We start from the raw sequence: 20,270 nt of genomic DNA, 5'->3' as shown, positions 1-20,270 counted from the left end.
CCAATAGTGGTTGCCCCGCGAGAGCCTTTGGGCTTTCGCGGTGGCCAAACACATTCTTCTTTGTGCATCACGGAGCGCGACGTGACGTCTATCAGGGCTGAAGCGCCGTTGTCGAATCTTGCGCATGTGGGCTTTCTGACCTTGCCCAGTTTTTCGATGATCGCGTTTACGAGCGCGGTCGAGGTGCTGCGGATGGCGAACTACGTTTCGCGCGCGCAGCACTATCGCTGGTCTGTGATCACGACGGACGGCGTGCCCGTGCGGGCGAGTAACGGTCTTACCGTCAAGCCGACACGCACGCTCGAAGAGGCGGGCATGCCGGATGTGCTGATCGTGTGCGGCGGCACGCAGATTCGCAATGCCGTCGATAGCAACGTGAAGACGCTGCTCGCGGATGCCGCGTCGCAGGGCGTGCCGCTGGGCGGTATTTGCACGGGCGCTTATGCGTTGATGGCGGCGGGAATGCTCGACGGTTATCGCTGTTCGGTGCATTGGGAAGACCTGTCGGCGCTGCACAAGGAATATCCGCATGTGCAATTCGCCGACGAGCTGTTCGTGATCGATCGCGATCGCCTGACGTGTACGGGTGGCACCGCGCCGCTCGATCTGATGCTCGATCTCGTCAGTTCCCGCTTCGGGCAGAACCTCGCGGCGCAAGTGTCCGAGCAGTTCATTCTCGAGCGCATCCGCAGCGCGAGCGACCCGCAGCCGATTCCCGTCGATGCGCGCGTCGGGTTCTCGCGTGCCGAACTGATCGAAGTGGTGCGACTGATGGAAGCGAATATCGAAGAGCCTTTGTCGCTCGAAGAACTCGCGCGGCTCGTGCAGTTGTCGCAACGCCATTTGCAGCGGATGTTCAAGGTTTATCTAAGTGTGTCGCCGACGCATTACTACCTGTCGCTGCGATTGCGGCGCGCGCGAGATCTGCTGCGCACGACGGACGCATCGATTGCGCGCGTGACGGCCGTGTGCGGATTTCATTCGCCGTGTCATTTCAGCAAGGCCTATCGCGCGCAGTTTGGTCATGCGCCGAGTGTCGAGCGCCGCCACGCGAACTAGCCGGCCGAGCTGCAAACTAATCATTCCGAGGAGAATCTGATGAAACGCAAGCTGATGATGATGGCCGCGCTGTGCGCGACGGCTGCCGCGACCGCGCACGCCGCCGACCCTGCCGTGTGCCGCAACGTCCGATTCGCCGACGTTGGCTGGACCGACATTGCGGCGACGACGGGGCTGGCATCGACGATCTTCCAGGGTCTCGGCTATAACCCGACGAAGACGATTGCTTCCGTGCCGATTACGTTTGCGGGCATCAAGAGCAAGCAGATCGACGTATTCCTGGGTTATTGGGCGCCGACGATGGACCCGATCATCCAGCCGTTCGTTAAGTCCGGCACGATCAAGGTGCTCGCGACGCCGAACCTGACGGGCGCGAAGTATACGCTTGCTGTGCCGGAGTATGTGTACAACGGCGGGCTGAAGAACTTTAGCGATATTGCGAAGTACGCGGACAAGCTCGATGGAAAGATCTATGGCATCGAGCCGGGTAATGATGGCAATGCGTTGATCAAGAAGATGATTGATGGCAATCAGTTTGGGCTTGGCAAGTTCAAGCTGGTCGAGTCGAGCGAGGCGGGCATGCTGGTGGAAGTGAACCGTGCGGTTCGCGATAAGAAGTGGATTGTGTTTCTCGGCTGGGAGCCGCATCCGATGAACGTGCAGATGAAGATCGATTATCTGTCCGGCGGGGATGATGTGTTCGGGCCTAATTATGGCGAGGCGAAGGTGTTTACGGCTACGCCGCCCGATTACGCTGCGCGGTGTCCGAATGCGGCGAAGTTTGTGTCGAACTTGCAGTTCACGACGGCTATCGAGAATCATGTGATGGTGCCTATCATGAACAAAGAAGATGCAAATAAGGCTGCGCTGGCATGGTTGAAGGCTAATCCGCAGGCTTTGGATAAGTGGCTTGCGGGGGTGCAGACTATTGATGGCAAGGACGGCTTGCCGGCCGTTAAGGCTTATATTGCGGGGCATTGAGATGGGGTGGGGTGGTTTGGTTTGCCTGGGTTTTCGCTGGCATCCGCGTTTTGTTATCTAGCTTCAGGCGTCGCCCCTGTGCGGGGCGGCACCTACTTTTCTTTGCCGCCGCAAAGAAAAGTAGGCAAAAGAAAGCGGCTAACACCGCCAGTTCTTGTGTTTGCCTGAGGGCCCCCAACCGGTCTTACGCTTCACAGGGCAACGCGCTGATTTGATGTTAGTTGCCAACGCTATAAATGAACGCCTCACCCGCTTCGAGTACCCGTACTCAGGCAAGCGGCAGCGAATGGTATGTGCCGCCCAGGTGGCAAACTGTGTGTAGGTTGTCGCGTCGTATAGCCTGGCGCTCTTACGGGGTGGAACGCATGCGCTATCGGTCCGAAGTGAGGCGTTTGAGGTGCTACGGCCTACACACAGTTTGCCACCTGGGCGGCGGAGGAATAGCTGGCACGGCGTGCTCCGACGCGGGTGCGTGAAGCGGGTGAGGCGCTTATTCAGAGCGTTGGCAACGGACGTGGGTCACGTGATTGCCGCGGGAAGTGAGGGACCGGTTGGGGTCCCTCAGGCGGGGAGAAATGTTGGCGGTGTTAGCCGCTTTCTTTTGCCTACTTTTCTTTGCGGCGGCAAAGAAAAGTAGGTGCCGCCCCGCACAGGGGCGACGCTTGAAGCGCGAAGGCATAGCGCGGATGCCAGCGCAGAGGCCCAAAACACCGAACGGCAACGCATGAAACACGAAGCCAAACCGCGACTGCCAGAGCAAGAACAAAAACCTTAACAGCGTCGCAGACGAAAAAAAACCATCAGGCCCTGATCAAAAACCCCTGCATATAAGCCTGATCGGCCTTCCCATCCCAAACCCGCCCATCAACAAGCACCGCCGACGGCGTATCGGCATACACGCTCACACCAACATTAGCGGCAGCCTGGCAATAAAGATCAACCTGATTAACCTCACCCGCAATCCGCGCAAAATCATCCCGCCACCCGGCCATCCCCCACCGCGCATACTGCGCAAAAAACCAAACCCCTTCCGCAGGATGCGGAAAATTCACCGCGCCATCAGCAAAAAACTTCACAGCCCGCCGCTTCTCATCAGAACCCGCAGCAATCAACCGTGGCGCAATCAACCCGGCGGGCACGCCAACAAACTCATCCGCAGCAAGCCGCGCCGAAATCTCCACACGATGCACGTCATCATCAAGCCATCGACACGCCTCGAGCATCGTCTGCACGAGCGCCCGAGCAGTATTTGGATATCGCGTAACAAAATCGCGCCGGCTCGCCAGCACCTTCTCGGGATGATCTGGCCACACCTCACTCGTATACGCAATCGTCCTGCCAACACCGCGCTCCTGCGCAACGGCATTCCACGGCTCGCCAACACACAACCCGTCGAGCCGGTCCTGCGCAAGCGCATCGACCATCTGCGGCGGCGGAATCACCACGCCCTCGATATCGCGCAAAGGATGCACGCCCTGCGAAGCGAGCCAGTAATACAGCCACATCGCATGCGTGCCCGTTGGAAATGTCTGCGCGAACACGGGCTTGCGACCGAGCGTCGCCAGCGCGGCAGGCAGCGTCTTGTGCTCGTCGAGCGCAGCAGCAAGACGGTTCGATACCGTGATCGCCTGGCCGTTGCGGTTCAGCACCATCAGCACGGCCATATCCGTTTGCGGGCCGCCGATGCCGAGCTGCACGCCATACACGAGGCCGTAAAGCGAATGCGCGGCGTCGAGATCGCCTGACAACAGCTTGTCGCGTATCGCGGCCCACGACGGCTGCTTCAGCAGTTCGATCGTCAGTCCGTGCGCATGGCCGAATTCGAGCAGCTTCGCCGCGACCAGCGGCGCGGCATCGCTGAGCGCGACGAACCCGAGGCGCAAGTGCGTCTTCTCGAGCTTGCCGGATTCGTCGGAGGAAGAGGTGTAGGCAGGTGAGTTCATGGGCAACGCATCAATCTGGCAAGTCGGCTGCGGCGACGATCTGGCGCGCGACTTCGGCGAGCTTCACGCCCTGGTTCATCGCGCGCTTGCGCATCGTCGCGTAGGCGGCATGTTCGGTCATCTTTTGAGAATCCATCAGCATCCGCTTCGCGCGGTCGATCAGCTTGCGCTCAGCCAGTTCGTTCTCGGCCTGCGCGAGTCGCTCGCGCAGTTGCGATTCCTGCGCGAAACGCGCCAGCGCCACTTCGAGAATCGGCGCGAGGCGTTCCGTCGCCAGACCTTCGACGAGATACGCCGTCACGCCCGCGCCGACGGCGTCGCGTATCAGTTGCTGATTCGCGTCGTTGCTGAACATCAGCACCGGGCGCGGCGCCGTCGCGTTCATCACGGCAAGCTGCTCCAGCGTGTCGCGCGAAGGCGATTCCGTGTCGACGATGATCACGTCGGGTCGTTCGCTCTCGACAGCTTTGTGCAACGCTTGCGGCGACGCCGTGGCGGCGAGCATCTCGTAGCCGAGCCGCGCAAGCGTATCGCGCAACTCGCCGATCGGCTTGTCGGTGTCGGTTACGAGCAAAACACGCAGCATGGATTGCCCGGTATGGAGTAGGGGGAGTTACGCAGCTTCATTCGTCGGATTGCGGGTTCTGCATTGCGCTTCGCGGCGGGTGGCGGCAGCAGTCGCGTGTCTGCTGTGACCTGTCGGAAAGCATGCAGTAACACTGCAACTTGCATGCCACCAAACGACAATCGCTGTCACGTTTGCTGCGCACAGCTTCGAGCCGTCACGACAGCATGCCGCTGTTGCACCGTGGCAGTGCGCGTCCCAATGTATTGCACCTGTTTGGCGCAAAGATGTGAATGCGGAGCGGGCCGTGAGTGACCTGCTCGCGTGGAGCGCTTTACCGCGGGCCGAGCCAGCGCGCGTAACTGCGCGGCGAGAAAGCGAAGGTCAAGGCGATCATCGCGGCGATGCAAGCCGCGAGCATGATCCACGCGGCCGTGAAGCTGCCCGTCAGGTCGCGCAGGCGTCCGGCGATGATCGGCGAGATCGCCGCCACGATGAAACCGACGCCCTGCACGAACGCAACGAGCCTTCCGGCGAGTCGATGATCGTCGGCATGATCGAGTGCCGTCACGAGGGTCAGCGAGAACGTGCCGCCGAGTCCCGCGCCTGCAATCGCGACCCACGCGAGCGGCAGCGCATCCGGATACGCGAGCAGCCCGACTATGCCGGTGAGTTGCGCGGACAGGCCGGCGACGAGCCACGGCCGGCGGTCGCGGAACGACGCTGCCGCGAGCGGCAGCAGCAGCGCCGACGCTGCCTGGAAGACGGTCATCGCGGCGAGCAGCGAGCCGCTGTGTGCAACGCTCGCGCCGCGCTGCTGGTAGTAAGCGGGCAGCCACGCAACCAGCGTCGTGTAGCCGCCATTGACGAGGCCGAAGTGCAGGCCCAAGGCCCATGCGCGGCGCTTCTTCCAGATCGGCACAGGCGGGTGCGTCGGGATCGCCGCAAGGTGTGCGGAGGCTCGTCCATCGAACGCCGATGCACGCCGTTGCAACACGAGCCAGCACATGCAGGCGAGCGCGGCAGGCACGGCCCACATCGCGAGACCCGCGTGCCACGAACCGGATGCTTTCGCGACATAGGGGCTCAGACTCGCGCCCAGCCCGCCGCCGCCCATGATCGACGCGGAGAACAGGCCCATCGCAAGCGGCACGCGTGCATGAAAGCGCTGCTTCATCACGCCCGGCAGCAGCGCCTGAATGACGGCGACGCCCATGCCCGCCACGAGCGCCGTCATCAGCAACGCCGTGCCGCTCGACGCCGCCAGCCGCGCGCTGCACGCGACGGCAATCGCCAGCAGCCCCAGCGCGACGCCGCGCGCTTCGCCGGCCACGCGCGTCAGCAGGCCGGCGCCGAACGCGCCGAATCCCATCGCGACGACGGGCAGGCTCGTCAGCAGCGAGGCGCCCGAGAAACTGAGGCCCGTGGCCGCGCGGATCGTCCCCATCAACGGGCTCACGGACGTCAGCAGCGGCCGCAAATTGACGCCGATCGCGACGATGACCGCGAGCCAGAGCCCGTCCTGCCACGATAAAGCCGAGGATGTCGTGCGACGCGCAATGCGCGGGGAATCGATGCCGGGAGTCTGGTTCACGGGGTGTCCTGCGGATGGATCGAAAGCGTTTGGTTAACCATAATAACGTAAAATGGTTAACCATTCGATGAGAATCCGCTATCGCCGGTATTTGGAGGATGCTGTCGACGCTTCATGCGTACAAGGCCGCGCGCCGCTAAAATACGGCCGCCGCCGCAACCTTCTCAATCGCAAAACATGGCCACACGCCCGAACACACCGCCGCCCGCTTCGGAAGAAGACAACGTCGAGGACCGCATCTACGCGTCGATTACCACGGCGCTGCTCGAAGGCCGCCTGCGCCCGGGCGCGCAGCTCGTCGAGCGCGATCTCGCGGCCGCGTTCAACTGCACGCGCGGCGCGCTGCGCAAGGTGTTGGCGCGGCTCGGGTTCGAAGGCAAGCTGGTGCTGGAAGCGAATCGCGGCGCGTTCGTGCCGGCGCCATCGGAAGAGGATGTGCGGCAGGTTTATCGCGCGCGGCAGATCGTCGAGGCGGGCATCGTGACCGCGCTATGCGGCGCGCTGACGTCGCAGGACAGGCGTGTGCTGAAGGCGCATATCGCCAGCGAGAAAAAGGCGCTGAAGGATGGGCGCGTCGATGAGCAGGTGCGGCTCGCGGGGCACTTTCATGTGCTGCTGACGCAGATTGCCGGGAGCGCGGAGTTGCAGGGCTTCGTCGCGCAACTGGTCGCGAAGACGGAGCTGTACAAGGCGCTTTACGACCCGTCGAAAGGCACGACATGCTCCGCCGACGAACACGCGCAGCTCATCGAGGCTCTGGATGATGGTGACTTGAGCGCGGCGCTCGAAGCGATGCGCGCGCATCTCGCGGAACTGGAAGAGCGCGTCGTGACGCGCATGCAGACCAGTGCGAGCGACGATCCGCGTGCGGTGTTTCGCGGATGAATCGATCGGCATGCGTTGCACATGCCGCATCTTTTGCTGTGATCGACGACTGCCCTGTACGTCGATTCACGATTGCGTCGCGCCGGTTTCAGGCGCGGGACGCTTCAGTGGATTGCCGCTACATTAGCGGCGGCGCATTGGTGCGCTACGCGGGCCGCTGCTACGTTCGTCCTTGTGACGGAAATTGATGCGCCCTTTGGTCAGGTCATAGACCGACAGTTCGAGCGTGACGCGGTCGCCCGCGAGGATACGGATGTGATTCTTGCGCATGCGTCCCGACGCGTACGCGCCCACGACCACGCCGTTATCCAGCGTGACGCGATAGCGGCTATCGGGTAGTACTTCGTCGACGATGCCGTCCAGTTCAAGCAGTTCTTCTTTCGCCATGCATTACTCCTGGTCGATGAGGGAAGGGTGCCGCGCGTGGCGCGCAGCGTAACTTTTGCGCGGCAGCGCGAAGGCTGCCGCGGCGATGCGGTGAGACAGTAATACGCGCCTTTTGCGGCGCGCGTGTGATCAGAGATCGGAGACGGTCTGTCCGTCAATCCGGCCGTCGATCACTTGTGCTGCATGCTCCATGCAGGCCATGCGTGCCTTGCCCGCGCCTTCGAACGGCCGGAAATACGACAGGCGGAACACGCGGCCATCGGCGGCGGCGTTCGCGCCGACGCGGCAGATGCGTACCGACGCGTCGTAGCCGCTGTCGATCGAATTGCGGTGCGCCACGCCGTTCGCCGTGCGGCGCGGATAGATCAGCGGATGAATTTCGTAGCCCTTGTAGGTCTTGGTGCCTTGAGTCGTCATATACAAAGTCCTGTGATGCGGCTGCCGGCGCGCGTCACTGCAACGGGCAGGCGCGGCGAATAGGCAGCGGGCGGCGCAGCGCCATCGGGCGCGCCGCAATGGAAAAAGTCTCGCGCGAGCCGTATGCGCTGGCTCGAACGCAACCGCGATCAACGCGGAACGGATGGAGAAAAATACGCTGATGCCGCGCGGGCAACGAACGTAGCGAATGTCACCCCGTCGGGTTCAGGCGTGCAGCGCGTGGCCGGAGTGACGAAGACCGCCGGGTTGCCGCTGCATGATGTTGCGCGATAACGGGACGGCTGGGATGCAATGCAACGCGGCGAAGACGTTGACGCGTTACGGTGAAGAAGTTGACGGGTGGTGCGGGCAGAGCGCTGCGTTAAATATATTATGCCCTAAAAACAGGGCTTTGGGTAGCAGAAACTTTCCCTCCACCGCTTTCGTGGAGCATGCTCGTCTGGCGCGCGGCGCCCGTGCATGGCCGCTGCTCGCGCTCAGTCCGTCGTCTGCGTCAGGCGTTTTTGCAGCTCCCGGCTGGCGGCGAGCGGTATGCGCGCGTCGTCCCACTTCGCGAGCCATTCGACTTCCTTCGACGTGAAAACCTGGCCGTGGTTGCGCAGCGCGTACTGCAGCGAATCGATGATGTGATTGCGGATGATCTCGGGCGTGCGTGCATCGTCGAGCACGGTACGAAACGCTTCGAGCGTAGCCATCGGTTGCCTCTTTTCAGTGAACGCTGGTGAAAGACCTGACTCTTATCGCACATCAAAAAACCCGGTGCCACGCGGTCAAAATTCACGTCGCTTCACCTCAGCGGGCCGTGCTGGGTATGCGCTTTGCAACGCGCATAAGGCTCCATGAGGCCCGCCATTCCAGACGATTCCAGACGACACGAGGTTCACCATGACACTCAGAACAATCGCGCCGCTCGCGCTATGGACCGTCGCGCAACTGGCGATCGCGGCAACGGGCGATGCGTCCTGCGGCGTGCTGGCGGCCGCGGGTGGCGGGGCTGGCGCGTCGGGAGCGTCGGGGTCATCGAGCGTGTCGGCCGCGAGCGGCTTCGCGTTGCGCGACGGCGAGCCCGTCGATCTCATCGCGGGCGGCAAGACGGTACACGGCACGCTGTATGTGTTGAAGGACGGCGGCATCTATCGCGCGTACTGGCAGCCGCAAGGCCGCCCCGAGCGCTACGTGCTCGCGAACGCGGGAACGGATGCCGTGCGCCTGATCGCGACGCCGGCGCAGGGCACGCCCGCCACCGATGGCATGCCGGGCACGACGCTCAATCCGCAGCAGGTGTTGTCGTGTCCGACGCTGTGAGCGCGCGTGGGCGTCTCAGGTTTGACGGTCAGGCGGCGGGCCACCACGCCCAGCCGCGCTCGCTACGTTGCAGCTCGACGACGGAAAGGGGCGGAACCTCGATGCGCGCGAATGTCGCGGACGGCGCTTGCAGCACATGCATGAGCGCCGCGCGGATCACGCCCGCATGGGTGACGGCGATGACCGTGCCGCGATGCTCGAACGCATCGAGCCATCCGCCGATGCGCAAGGTCAGCGCATCGAACGATTCGCCGCCATGCGGCGCGGATGACGGATCGCGCGTCCACGTGTCGAGCGCGTCCGTTTCTTCGTTTGCCACGTCGAGCAAACGGCGGCCACGCCAGCGGCCGAAATCGGCATCGGCGAGATCCGGCACGGTCGTCGCCACGAGTCCAAGTGCCTGCGCCGTTTCCAGCGCGCACGCAGCGGGGCTGCTGAGCGCGGCATCGGCGTTCAGCAAGGCGGCATGCGATGCGCGGAACGCGGTCACTTCTTCGGCCGCGCGCGCATCGAGGGGATCGTCGGCGGGGAACGTGCCCTTGCGCTGCGCGGCCGTCGCCGGGTGGCTGATCAACAACAGGCGTGTGCGCATCGAAGGCCTTGGGTCCGGGAAATGGGAAGAAAGAAGAGAGCGTTCCGCAGTTTAGCCGTAGAATAGTCGCCACTCGAAGCGCGGAAGCCGGTGCAAGCCCGGCGCGGTCGCGCCACTGTAATCGGCAGCAAATGCGTACACAACAGGCTGTACACAAGCCGGAAGCCAGACCCAAGCTTCGACCTCTCTTATCATTCGACTATCGGGGCGCGTAACCCTCAGGAGATGTCCGTCATGAACGACGCTGTTCTCGACCAGGCCGGTCAGACTGATCAACCCGCTATCACCCCAATCCCGCTGCGCGAGCTGATGCCGTGGATCGTCTTCGGCGGTCTGCTGATGCTGCTTGCGCTCTATTTCGTCGGTGCCGAAGAAGGCGCGACGTCGCTGATTCCCGGCATGTACGTGCATGAATTCGTGCATGACGGCCGTCATCTGCTCGGCTTTCCTTGCCACTGATCGCGTAAGGGAGTCATCACCATGGTTGGTAAGTTATTGATGCGAGGGATGCTCGCAGGCATCGTCGCGGGTCTGCTCACGTTCGCGTTCGCGCGGGTCGCAGGCGAGCCGCTCGTCGATACGGCAATCTCGTTCGAAGAAAAGATGCAGGCCGCGCACGATCACGGCGACGCGAGCGGTGGTCACGATCATGAAGAAGAGCTCGTCAGCCGCGGCACGCAGGCGGGGCTCGGACTGCTGACGGGTGTCGTCGCCTACGGCATGGCGTTCGGCGGGCTGTTCGCGCTGACGTTCGCGTATCTGCACGGGCGCGTCGGCCGGCTCGGCGCGCGTGCGTTGTCGGCGTGGCTCGCTGTCGGCGCCTATGTCGCCGTCGTGCTGGTGCCGACCATCAAATACCCGGCGAATCCGCCTTCTGTCGGCGATCCGGATACGATCGGCATGCGCACCGGGCTGTTCTTCCTGATGATCGTCACGTCGCTCGTCGTGGCGGTGTTCTCGATGAAAGTCCGCAAGCACCTGATACCGCGGCTCGGGCTGTGGAACGCGTCGATCGTGGGTGGCATCGTGTTCATCGCGATCATCGGCGCGATCCAGATCGCGCTGCCGACGGTAAACGAAGTGCCCGATGCGTTCCCCGCCGTCGTGCTGTGGAAGTTCCGCTTCACGGCGCTCGGCATGCAGGCAATCATGTGGGCCACGATCGGCCTGCTGTTCGGCGCGCTGGTCGAGCGCAGCGAACGCATCGCGCGCGCGTCGGCTGCAGCGGCGCGCAACTCGGCTTATCTGTAACGCTGCTTTCCCGCGCCTGCGCTCGAATGCGCAGGCGCGCGGTTCTCTTCTTCATTTCGTTCAGTTCGCCGCTTCCCGGCAATTTCCAGAAACCGCGTCAGACATGGGTTGCGGTTCAATGGCGACCAGACGAGCATCTGCGAAATCGTCGGCGCGTCGGCGAGCGGTCTGAACACGACGCCCGCCAGTTGCGCCTTGCGCATCGACTCCGGCACCAGCGCGATCCCGACGCCTTCGTCTACGAGACTCAACACCGTCTGCTGCAACTGCACCTCGAAGCGCACGTCGGGCGCGAAACCGCCTTGCGCGCAATGATCGACGATGGTCGCGCGCAGACTCGGCGACACGGCTTCCGAAGCCATCACGAACGGCTCGTGCGCGAGCTGCCCGATTTTCAATTGACGCGCGCGAGCGAGCGGATGCTCGCGCGACAGCGCAACGCACAGCGGCTCGGTGAAGATCGCGCGGGTATCGAGATCTTTGCTTTGAGCGCCCGGAAACATGATCGCGGCGTCGATCTGACCACTCAGAACCTGCGACGCCAGATCGTTCGATACGACTTCGCGCAGGTTCAGCGATACGTCGGGCCATGCATCGCCGTACGCGCGGGCATAGCTGGGCAGCACGCTGTACGCGGCGCACATCGTGAAGCCGATGGTCAACTGGCCGCTGTCGCCGATGGCCGCCGCGCGAGCGTTTTTCGCCGCCTGCTCGATCGACGCGAGAATCGCCTTCGCGTCCTCATAAAAGCGCTCGCCCGCTGCCGTGAGCACGACGCTGCGCGGACTGCGCTCGATCAGCGTGACGCCGAGCGACGCTTCGAGCGCGGCCAGTTGCCGGCTCAGCGGTGGTTGCGACAGATTCAGCCGCGCGGCCGCGCGCCCGAAATGGCGCGTTTCGGCGAGCGTGACGAAGTAGCGAAGCGGCTTGACGTCGAGCATGATGCAAAAAAAGTATCGTCGCAGGTTTGATTCGGCATTGGATTGTATAGGTGTAAACGCTTACCCTTGCGCGTTTCTGTCGTCTTTACCTTCGGTGCCGCAACTTCATGCTGTCTACGCTCGAAATCCTGCTGCCTGTCTTCGCGCTGATCTTCGCGGGCTTTTTCTGCCGCCGCCGCAATCTGCTCGGCCCCACGGCCGCTTCCGAACTGAACCGCTTCGTCGTGTGGCTCGCGCTGCCCGCGCTGCTGTTCGACACGATGGCCCATTCGACCTGGCATCAACTCGATCAGCCGGCGTTCATCGCGACGTTCTCGATTGCCTGCGCAGGCGTGTTCGTGGTCGTGCTGCTGGCGCGGCTCGCGAGCGGAAGGCATCTCGCCGATGCAAGCGTCGACGCGATTGCGGCGTCGTATCCGAACACGGGCTACATCGGCTTTCCGCTCGGGCTGCTCGCATTCGGCAACGAGAGCCTCACGCCGACCACCATCGCGACGATCATCGTCGCCTGTGTGCTGTTCGCGCTCGCGATCGTGCTGATCGAGATCGGCTTGCAGACCGAGCGCACGCCGCACAAGCTCGGCGCGAAAGTGGTGTGGCGTCTGCTGAGGAATCCGCTGATCGCATCGCCGATCCTCGGTGTGCTGGCGGCGAGCGCGGATGTCACGCTGCCGCATAGCGTCGAGACCTTCCTGAAGCTGCTGAGCGGCGCGGCAAGCCCGTGCGCGCTGGTGAGCCTCGGACTGTTCCTCGCGGAAAAGCGCACGCCGGCGGAGGAAGCGGCCGAGCCGGTCACGTCGTTCGTGCTGACGGCCATCAAACTGATCGCGCAGCCTGCGCTTGCATGGTGGATCGCCGCGCGCGTGTTCGCGCTGCCCGCGCCGATGGTCGACATGGCCGTGCTGCTCGCCGCGCTGCCGACGGGCACAGGCCCTTACATGCTTGCGGAGTTTTATGAGCGCGAGGCGCACATCACGTCGCAGACCATTCTGCTGTCGACGCTCGGGTCGCTCGTTTCGCTGTCGCTGCTGCTGTTCTATATCCACGCGCCGGGGTGACGGCGGCCGGTTGATCCGTTGTCGCGGGCTTGCAACGCGCGCTGAATGAGCAGTGGTCTGCTCATTTTTTTCGCCTTACACTCGTCTAAAGTTCCATATAAGGATATGTGTTTTATATATGGAACAAAAGCGACCGAAATATCGGCGAAAAACAGGCAGACAGCGAGAGACCAGACAACATGAAAAGCTTGACCATCAACGCCCGGATCGCGACGACGATCGCGTTCCTCGGCGTGCTGCTGATCGCGACGGGCGCGCTCGGCATCTTCGGCATGGCGAAAAGCAACCAGGCGCAGCGCGACGGGTATGAGGTCAATTTCTCGTCGGTGGTGGCGCTGGGACGCTCGGGGACGGCGATGTCGCGGGCGCGCTTCGGCCTCGACTGGGCGATGAGCAATCCGCACTCGCCGCAGCTCGGCGAGCAGCTGAACCGCGCGAGGCGTCTGCTCGGCGACTCGGACAAGGCATGGGCCGAATTCCGCGCGTTGCCGAAGACGCCCGAATTGCAAAGCCTCACCGACGATCTCGACGCCAAACGCACGGCTGTCTTGCGCGACGGCATCGACCAGTTGATCCAGGCGATCGGCAGCGGCGACACGAGCTGGATGGATGAGAGCCGCGTGAATCATCTGATCGGCCTGTATTCGGCGATGAACGCGAGCCAGGGCGCGCTAGAAAAGTATCTCGACGATGCCGCGCAGGCCGACGCCGACCATTCTTCCGCGACGTTCCGGACGCTGCTGACGGCGTGCATCGCGAGCATTGGCGTCGGGCTGGGTGTCGCGGTCCTCAGTTGGCGGGCGTTGCGCCGCGCGATCATGTCGCCGATGCGCGACGCGCTTGGCCAGTTCGACGCGATCGCATCGGGCGAATTGCGCACGCGTGTCGAGATCCGTTCCGAGGACGAAATGGGGACGCTGCTGCACGGCCTCGCGACGATGCAGGACAAACTCGGCGCGACGATCACGACGGTGCGCAAGGGTTCCGATTCGATCGCGGCCGCGACGCAGCAGATCGCGGCGGGCAATCTCGATCTGTCGCAGCGCACGGAGGAGCAGGCCGCGTCGCTCGAACAGACGGCTGCGGCGATGGACGAGTTGACGTCGACCGTGCAACTGAACGCCGAGAACGCGCAGCACGCGAGCAAGCTGGCTGAGGACGCATCATCGATGACGGCGCACGGGCGGGAAGCGGTCGGCAGCCTCGTCGAGACGATGCATCTGATCGACGCCGGCTCGTCGAAGATGACGGGCATCATCACGGCGATCGAAGGGATCGCGTTTCAGACCAATATTCTGGCGTTGAACGCGGCCGTCGAGGCGGCGCGCGCGGGCGAGGAAGGGCGCGGTTTTGCCGTCGTCGCGGGTGAGGTGCGCAGTCTCGCGCAACGGTCCGCTGCGGCGGCGAAAGAGATCGGCTTGCTGATCGCGGATTCGACGGCGCGTGTCGCGCATGGGGCGCAGATTGCGACGGGGGCGGGCGATACCATTCGCGGTATCGAGACCGCGATTTCTCGGGTGGCGAAGATTGTTGGCGAGATTGCGACGGCGTCGCAGCAGCAAAGTGATGGCATCAAGGAGGTGAGCCTCGCCGTTACGCAGATGGATGAAGTGACGCAGCAGAACGCGGCGCTGGTCGAGGAGAACGCGGCGACGGCGGCCGCGCTGGCGGATGAGGCGAAACGGTTGAGTGAGTTGACGGCGGCGTTTAGGGTAGAGGTGGGGTGAAGGCTAATATGTGGTGTGCTCGTGGTTTCGCTGGCATCCGCGATTTGTTAGCGTGCTTCAAGCGTCGCCCCTGTGCGGGGCGGCACCTACTTTTCTTTGCCGCCGTGTATGGACCGGGGACATGGGTAACGGGTGTGCGGGGACATGGGTAACACCTTGTCCGTTCATTCTGGCTCATCCAGGTTGATGGTTGTCAGTCGGTGATGCATGAAATACACGTCATAGCCGTTCTCGAGACCTGCATGTGGCCGCATGGCAATGGGCATGTTGTGCAGGGCATTTGATACCTTGAAATGTCGTGACCTGAAGCGCACCTCGCCATTGCATCCCACGCGCACAACCGTGTCGTTGCTGCCGTATTCGATAGGCGGCAGTTTCTCGGGATAGGTCCGCGCACTGACGCGATATCGGGTAGCTGGCGTGGCCATGCCCAAGGCCTGATGCGGACGCTGATGGTTATAGACGGTGCGCCATGCATCGAATGCGTTCTGCGCGTTGCGCAGGGTACGGAAGTGCTGGCCATTGAGGACTTCCGCCTTCAAGGTACGGTGAAACCGTTCGTCCTTGCCATTGGTTTGCGGATGCAACGGGCGGCTGTGGGACAGTCGCACGCCCAGACGAACAAGCCAGACTCCCAGCGCGGTAAGCTGTCCCGGCTGGCTTGGACTGCCCCACGGCGAACCGTTGTCCGCGTTGATGCGCGACGGCAGACCGTAGCGACGGAAGGTCTGCCGCAAATGAGTGAGCACGATGCGGGTATCAGTCTTGCCACAGGCATCGAGCACAAGACTAAAGCGTGAATGATCGTCCAGTACCGTCAGCGGCGAGCAGCGTCGACCGTCCTGCAACTCAAACCAGCCCTTGAAATCCATTTGCCAGAGATCGTTGGGCTGCGCGTGCTCGAAACGCTGCCAGGGCGTGGCGGCATCGGAGGCCTCGGGGCTGATCAGGCCGTGACGGTGGAGGATGTCAGTAATGGTGCTGGGCGCGGGCACCCCGACATGGCCCTGATCACGCAGGCGCTGGCCGATCTTGCGCCCACCCCAGGCCGGATGCGCCTGTCGCAGGGCAATGACGTCCTGTTCGAGCTGCGATGCCGTGCGCCCCGGGCTCTGCTGCGGGCGACGCGAACGATCGGCCAGCGCGGCGTCGCCACCCTGCGCGTGACGCGCCAGCCACTTATAACCGGTCTTGGGACTGATCCCGAAGCGCCTGCACAGTGCACGCCGGTTGGCGCCTTCCTGCGAGGCGAGTTCAACGAATTCCAGACGGAGGTTCATGGTGTTTCTCGGGTTCCAGGACATGAGCGGCTCCGGGCGAATGGTTCGCCCAGAGTGTTACCCATGTCCCCGCACACCCGTTACCCATGTCCCCGGTCCATACACCGCCGCAAAGAAAAGTAGGCAAAAGAAAGCGGCTCACACCGCCAGTTCTTGTGTTTGCCTGAGGGCCCCCAACCGGTCTTACGCTTCACAGGGCAACGCGCTGATTTGATGTTAGTTGCCAACGCTATAAATGAACGCCTCACCCGCTTCGAGTACCCGTACTCAGGCAAGCGGCAGCGAATGGTATGTGCCGCCCAGGTGGCAAACTGTGTGTAGGTTGTCGCGTCGTATAGCGTGGCGCTATTACAGGGTGGAACGCGTGCGCTATCGGTCCGAAGTGTGGCGTGTGCAGTACTACGGCCTACACACAGTTTGCCACCTGGGCGGCGGTGGAATATCTGGAATGGTGTGCCGTAACGCGGGTGCGTGAAGCGGGTGAGGCGCAGCGCAAGAGCGTTGGCAACGAACATGGGTCACGTGATTGCCGTGTGAAGCGTAAGACCGGTTGGGGGCCCTCAGGCAAGAAGAAATGTTGGCGGTGTTAGCCGCTTTCTTTTGCCTACTTTTCTTTGCGGCGGCAAAGAAAAGTAGGTGCCGCCCCGCACAGGGGCGACGCTTGAAGCACGCTAACAAATCGCGGATGCCAGCAAAAACCCATAAAAACCAAACCGCCCGCGCCACGAAGGCAAATCGCGGATGCCAGCAAAAAACCACAACGCGGATACCGACGCAAAAGCCGAAACACCAAAACCGAACCGCCCCTCACCCAAACCGTTCCACCCGAAACGGCTTCGGATCGGCAAACGGCGTCTCCCCAGTCATCATCTCAGCGAGCAGCCGCCCGGTAACAGGCCCAAGCGTCAGCCCATGATGGTTATGCCCAAACGCGAACCACAACCCACGATGACGCGGCGCCGGCCCGATCACAGGCCGCATATCCGGCGTGCAAGGCCGCATCCCGAGCCACGGCTTGTCATCAACGCGCTCGCCCAACCCAAACGTCACACGCGCAAGCGGCTCTACGCGTTCGAGCTGAATGCCCGTCGGCGGCGCGCCGCGCTCCGCAATCTCGACGCCCGTCGTCAGCCGCAGGCGATTGCCTTCCATCGGCGCGATCACATACCCGCGCTCCGTATCGACGATAGGCACGGACAGCATCTGCCGCGCCGGCCGATAGTGCATGTGATAGCCGCGCTTCGCGCGCAGCGGAATGCGATAGCCGAGCGGCTCGAACACGGTATCGGACCACGGCCCGAGCGCGAGCACGACTTCTTTCGCGCTGAGCGTGCCGTGTTGCGTCTCGACAGTCCACGCATCGCCCGATGAACGCAAGGTCGCCGCATCGCCAGTGACGAAGGTCCCGCCGTTCGCTTCGAACAGCCGCGCATAGCCTTTCACCAGCGCACCCGGATTCAGCACGCTCTTCGGGTCCTTCCAGTGAATCGCGCCGCAGATGCCTTCGCCCACCGACGGTTCTTGCACATGCAGCGCAGCCGCATCGAGTACGCTCACGTGCAGTCCATGTTCGCGGATCGCGTCTTCCGATGCTCTCGCTTCGCTGTCGAACGCGGCGCGCGTGCGGAACGCCTCGATCCAGCCGCCGTCATGCACGAGCTCGCCGACACCCGCGCGCGCGATCAGCTTGTCGTGTTCATCGACACATGCGCCGATCAACGGCATCAGGTCACGCGCGGCAGTGGCGAGCCGCTGCGGCGACGATTCCCACCAGAAGCGCGCGAGCCACGCTGCGTAAGCGGGCAGCGCCTTGTAGTCCCAGTAGAGATCGGTCGACTGGTTGCGCGCGTAGCGCAGCAGTGTGCCAAGCTTGCGCGGAAAGCCGTACGGCACGAGCGACGAGCGCTCGATCAGCCCCGCGTTGCCGAAGCTCGTCTCCTCGCCGGGTGCGCGCCGGTCGACCAGCGCGACGCGCCGCCCGCGATCCTGCAGATGCAACGCCGACGACACGCCGACGATGCCCGCGCCCAGCACGATGACGTCGAAATCCATAACGTTTGAAATGATGTTGAGTAATGCGTCAGAAGCGCAACGAGCGCGTGTCGCCACGCGCTCGCGCATCGAGTCGACGGAGCCGCTTTCGGTGCGGCCAGCTTCGGCTCAGCAGCGTATCACTTCGCGATGATGTCGCGCTTGAAGTACTTCTGCGACAGCGCCGTCAGCGTGCCGTCCTTCTTCAGTTCGGCGAGCGCGGCATCGACTTTCGCCTGCAGCGCCTTGTCGCCCTTGCGCAGACCGAAGCCCGTGCCTTCGCCGAGCGTCGACGGGTCTTTCAGCGGCTCGCCGACCATGTCGAAGCCCGCGCCCGCCGGCTTGCTCAGGAAACCATCTTGCGCCGTCTGCGCTTCCTGCACGGCGGCGTCCAGACGTCCCGCGGCGAGGTCCGCGTACACCTGATCCTGATCCTGATACGACACGATCTGCACGCCCGCATTCGCCCAGTGCTTCTTCAGGAAGTCTTCCTGCGACGAGCCTTGCAGCACGCCGACGTGCTTGCCTTGCAGGCTCTTCACGTCCGGCAGCAGACTGGAACCGCGCTTCGCGATCATCACGATGGGCACGACGTAAATGGGCGGCGTAAACGCGATGCTTTCCTTGCGCTTGGACGTGATGTTCATCGCCGAGTTGATCACGTCGAACTTGCGCGCCTGCAACGCAGGAATCAGCCCGTCGAATGCGTTCTCGACCCACACGCATTTCACCTTCATCTTCGCGCAGACCGCGTTGCCGACGTCCACGTCGAAGCCTTCGAGCTGGCCCGACGCGGTCTTGCTTTCGAACGGAGGGTAGGCGGCTTCGATGCCGAAGCGCAACGTGTCGGACGATTGCGCACAGGCGGCGCCCGCCGTCACGGCAAGGACGGCGGCGGCGAAGGAGAGCTTCAGGTTCATGACGGTTCCTGTCGTTGATGATCGGACCACACGCGACTAGCGGCGGCGCAGTTGAAATATAGACTGAAAGTCCAGTATGGACTATAGGGAATACGATAGTCCAGTGATCAAAAATACCGTTCTGTTTGTTCCGGAGCCTTGCGCAGAAAGGGTGAGAGCCGCGAAAAGTCTATCTATACCGGTCACCTTGCGCACGCTGCACACGTCCAAAACGAGACTTTTCTGTCCAAATTGACAAAGTCTCAAGTAGACTATAAGTCTACGTTTCGGTCGGATCGTCGATCGGAAAGGAATTGCAATTGACGCATCACGCGTCGCCTGAGGAGATGATTTCGATGATGACCGCCTTGCCACTCGCCGTTGACGAACAGGCCGTCCGTGCCGCGCTGCCCGCGCTCGACGTGCGCCGCGCGCTGACCGCGATGTTTCGCGCGCTCGCTTCCGCCGAGGCGGTACAACCGCCGCAAACGCTGACGCTGTTCCCGAACGGCGCCGGCGACTTCATTACCTATCTTGGCGTACACGCCGACGCGAAGGTGTTCGGCGCGAAGCTGTCGCCGTATATCGTGACGGGTGGCAAGCCGGTGATCACGGCCTGGACCGCGCTGATGTCGATGGAAACGGGCCAGCCGCTGATGTGGTGCGACGCGGGTCTCCTCACCACCGAGCGCACGGCGGGCACCACGGCGCTCGCCGTCGACCAGCTTGCGCGCACCGATGCGAAGCGGCTTGCGATCATCGGCGCAGGCGCGGTCGGCCTCGCGCATCTGCGGCATGTCGCGCCGCTGCGCGCGTGGGAATCGATTCGCGTGTATTCGCCCGATCTCGCCGCCACCGACGCGAAGCGCGCCGCCGTCCAGGCCGCCGATGCGCGCGCCGAAGCCAGCGCGAGTATCGAAGCGTGCGTGAAGGATGCGGACGTGGTGATGCTGTGTACGTCGTCGGGCACGCCCGTGCTGCCGCGCGACGCGCTGACGAAGCCCGCGCTCATCACGTCGATCAGCACGAATGCCGTAAACGCGCACGAAATCGATCCGGCCTGGCTGCCGGAGATGGACGTCTACTGCGACTATCGCGCGACGACGCCCGCGAGCGCCGGCGAGATGAGGCTCGCGGCGCAGCACGGCTGGTCGCCGCAGAAAGTGAAGGGTGATCTGCCGTCGCTGCTGGCGGGTACGTGCGAGAAGCCCGCGTACGCGCGGCACGCGTTCTTCCGCTCGATCGGCCTCGGCCTCGAAGACGTCGCGATCGCCAGTGAGCTTTACCGCCACCTGACGGATCGTGGAGACCAGGCACAATAGCTACAATGGCGA

General features: G+C 63.2%; 20 protein-coding genes. 9 read left to right on the top strand and 11 right to left on the bottom strand.

Translation table 11 applies throughout. The features are described 5' to 3' along the window. Positions 1-81: 81 nt before the first annotated feature. Together C2L65_RS25000 and C2L65_RS24995 are read left to right on the top strand one after the other, a co-directional pair. Entirely contained in the window at positions 82-1,059 is a 978-nt protein-coding gene (locus C2L65_RS25000; RefSeq protein WP_233446538.1) for a GlxA family transcriptional regulator, read from the top strand. Positions 1,060-1,098: 39 nt separating this feature from the next. Then, a complete protein-coding gene (locus tag C2L65_RS24995; RefSeq protein ID WP_042312467.1) occupies positions 1,099-2,040 on the top strand; it encodes a choline ABC transporter substrate-binding protein in 942 nt (313 codons plus the stop codon). 800 nt (positions 2,041-2,840) lie between these two features. Here C2L65_RS24995 and C2L65_RS24990 read toward each other — a convergent pair. From C2L65_RS24990 to C2L65_RS24980, 3 genes are all read right to left on the bottom strand, one after another. After that, positions 2,841-3,983 carry a CmpA/NrtA family ABC transporter substrate-binding protein gene (locus C2L65_RS24990; RefSeq protein WP_042316595.1) on the bottom strand — a complete coding sequence of 381 codons (1,143 nt, stop codon included), beginning with the start codon at positions 3,981-3,983 and terminating at the stop codon, positions 2,841-2,843. 10 nt (positions 3,984-3,993) lie between these two features. Beyond that, entirely contained in the window at positions 3,994-4,569 is a 576-nt protein-coding gene (locus C2L65_RS24985; protein ID WP_009769675.1) for an ANTAR domain-containing response regulator, read from the bottom strand. 313 nt (positions 4,570-4,882) lie between these two features. Continuing rightward, positions 4,883-6,142 carry a cyanate transporter gene (locus tag C2L65_RS24980; RefSeq protein WP_042316592.1) on the bottom strand — a complete coding sequence of 420 codons (1,260 nt, stop codon included), beginning with the start codon at positions 6,140-6,142 and terminating at the stop codon, positions 4,883-4,885. Positions 6,143-6,319: 177 nt separating this feature from the next. On the opposite strand from C2L65_RS24980, the gene C2L65_RS24975 reads away from it, so the two are divergent. Then, positions 6,320-7,027, top strand: a complete 708-nt coding sequence (locus C2L65_RS24975; protein WP_042316589.1) for a GntR family transcriptional regulator — start codon at positions 6,320-6,322, stop codon at positions 7,025-7,027. A gap of 123 nt (positions 7,028-7,150) precedes the next feature. Here the strand turns inward: C2L65_RS24975 and infA are convergent, their stop codons facing one another. From infA to C2L65_RS24960, 3 genes are all read right to left on the bottom strand, one after another. Further along, a complete protein-coding gene (gene infA, locus C2L65_RS24970; RefSeq protein WP_007743365.1) occupies positions 7,151-7,414 on the bottom strand; it encodes a translation initiation factor IF-1 in 264 nt (87 codons plus the stop codon). 129 nt (positions 7,415-7,543) lie between these two features. After that, positions 7,544-7,831: a hypothetical protein gene (locus tag C2L65_RS24965; RefSeq protein ID WP_042316585.1), complete on the bottom strand. Its 288-nt coding sequence runs from the start codon at positions 7,829-7,831 to the stop codon at positions 7,544-7,546. Positions 7,832-8,328: 497 nt separating this feature from the next. Beyond that, positions 8,329-8,547 carry a hypothetical protein gene (locus C2L65_RS24960; RefSeq protein WP_007743363.1) on the bottom strand — a complete coding sequence of 73 codons (219 nt, stop codon included), beginning with the start codon at positions 8,545-8,547 and terminating at the stop codon, positions 8,329-8,331. 190 nt (positions 8,548-8,737) lie between these two features. Here C2L65_RS24960 and C2L65_RS24955 point away from each other — a divergent pair, with 190 nt between their 5' ends. Continuing rightward, a complete protein-coding gene (locus C2L65_RS24955; RefSeq protein WP_042316583.1) occupies positions 8,738-9,157 on the top strand; it encodes a hypothetical protein in 420 nt (139 codons plus the stop codon). A gap of 28 nt (positions 9,158-9,185) precedes the next feature. Here C2L65_RS24955 and C2L65_RS24950 read toward each other — a convergent pair whose 3' ends face one another. Next, entirely contained in the window at positions 9,186-9,749 is a 564-nt protein-coding gene (locus C2L65_RS24950) for a histidine phosphatase family protein (RefSeq protein WP_103254576.1), read from the bottom strand. A gap of 234 nt (positions 9,750-9,983) precedes the next feature. On the opposite strand from C2L65_RS24950, the gene C2L65_RS24945 reads away from it, so the two are divergent. Both C2L65_RS24945 and C2L65_RS24940 read left to right on the top strand, forming a co-directional pair. Beyond that, the gene (locus C2L65_RS24945; protein WP_042316598.1) at positions 9,984-10,208 is read left to right on the top strand and encodes a CbtB domain-containing protein; all 225 of its coding nucleotides are present in this window, start codon (positions 9,984-9,986) and stop codon (positions 10,206-10,208) included. Between the two features lie 21 nt (positions 10,209-10,229). Beyond that, positions 10,230-11,000 carry a CbtA family protein gene (locus C2L65_RS24940; RefSeq protein WP_042316580.1) on the top strand — a complete coding sequence of 257 codons (771 nt, stop codon included), beginning with the start codon at positions 10,230-10,232 and terminating at the stop codon, positions 10,998-11,000. Here C2L65_RS24940 and C2L65_RS24935 read toward each other — a convergent pair. Next, positions 10,991-11,941 (bottom strand): LysR family transcriptional regulator, encoded by a 951-nt coding sequence (locus C2L65_RS24935; RefSeq protein ID WP_042316579.1) that lies wholly within the window; start codon positions 11,939-11,941, stop codon positions 10,991-10,993. The genes C2L65_RS24940 and C2L65_RS24935 overlap by 10 nt on opposite strands. Positions 11,942-12,048: 107 nt before the next feature. On the opposite strand from C2L65_RS24935, the gene C2L65_RS24930 reads away from it, so the two are divergent. Beyond that, the gene (locus C2L65_RS24930; RefSeq protein WP_042316576.1) at positions 12,049-12,999 is read left to right on the top strand and encodes an AEC family transporter; all 951 of its coding nucleotides are present in this window, start codon (positions 12,049-12,051) and stop codon (positions 12,997-12,999) included. Between the two features lie 179 nt (positions 13,000-13,178). Next, entirely contained in the window at positions 13,179-14,726 is a 1,548-nt protein-coding gene (locus tag C2L65_RS24925) for a methyl-accepting chemotaxis protein (protein WP_042316573.1), read from the top strand. A gap of 164 nt (positions 14,727-14,890) precedes the next feature. Here C2L65_RS24925 and C2L65_RS24920 read toward each other — a convergent pair whose 3' ends face one another. From C2L65_RS24920 to C2L65_RS24910, 3 genes are all read right to left on the bottom strand, one after another. After that, the gene (locus C2L65_RS24920) at positions 14,891-16,030 is read right to left on the bottom strand and encodes an IS481 family transposase (RefSeq protein ID WP_103254506.1); all 1,140 of its coding nucleotides are present in this window, start codon (positions 16,028-16,030) and stop codon (positions 14,891-14,893) included. 783 nt (positions 16,031-16,813) lie between these two features. Next, complete coding sequence (locus tag C2L65_RS24915; protein WP_042317048.1) at positions 16,814-18,058, bottom strand: NAD(P)/FAD-dependent oxidoreductase; 1,245 nt, start codon at positions 18,056-18,058, stop codon at positions 16,814-16,816. Between the two features lie 119 nt (positions 18,059-18,177). After that, a complete protein-coding gene (locus C2L65_RS24910; protein WP_042317046.1) occupies positions 18,178-18,957 on the bottom strand; it encodes an ABC transporter substrate-binding protein in 780 nt (259 codons plus the stop codon). A gap of 335 nt (positions 18,958-19,292) precedes the next feature. Between C2L65_RS24910 and C2L65_RS24905 the strand changes: the two genes are divergently transcribed. Then, a complete protein-coding gene (locus C2L65_RS24905) occupies positions 19,293-20,258 on the top strand; it encodes an ornithine cyclodeaminase family protein (protein ID WP_103254599.1) in 966 nt (321 codons plus the stop codon). The last annotated feature ends 12 nt before the right edge of the window (positions 20,259-20,270 follow it).

The organism is Paraburkholderia terrae (genome assembly GCF_002902925.1).
Lineage (GTDB): Bacteria > Pseudomonadota > Gammaproteobacteria > Burkholderiales > Burkholderiaceae > Paraburkholderia > Paraburkholderia terrae.
This window is presented reverse-complemented; position numbering and strand designations above follow the sequence as displayed.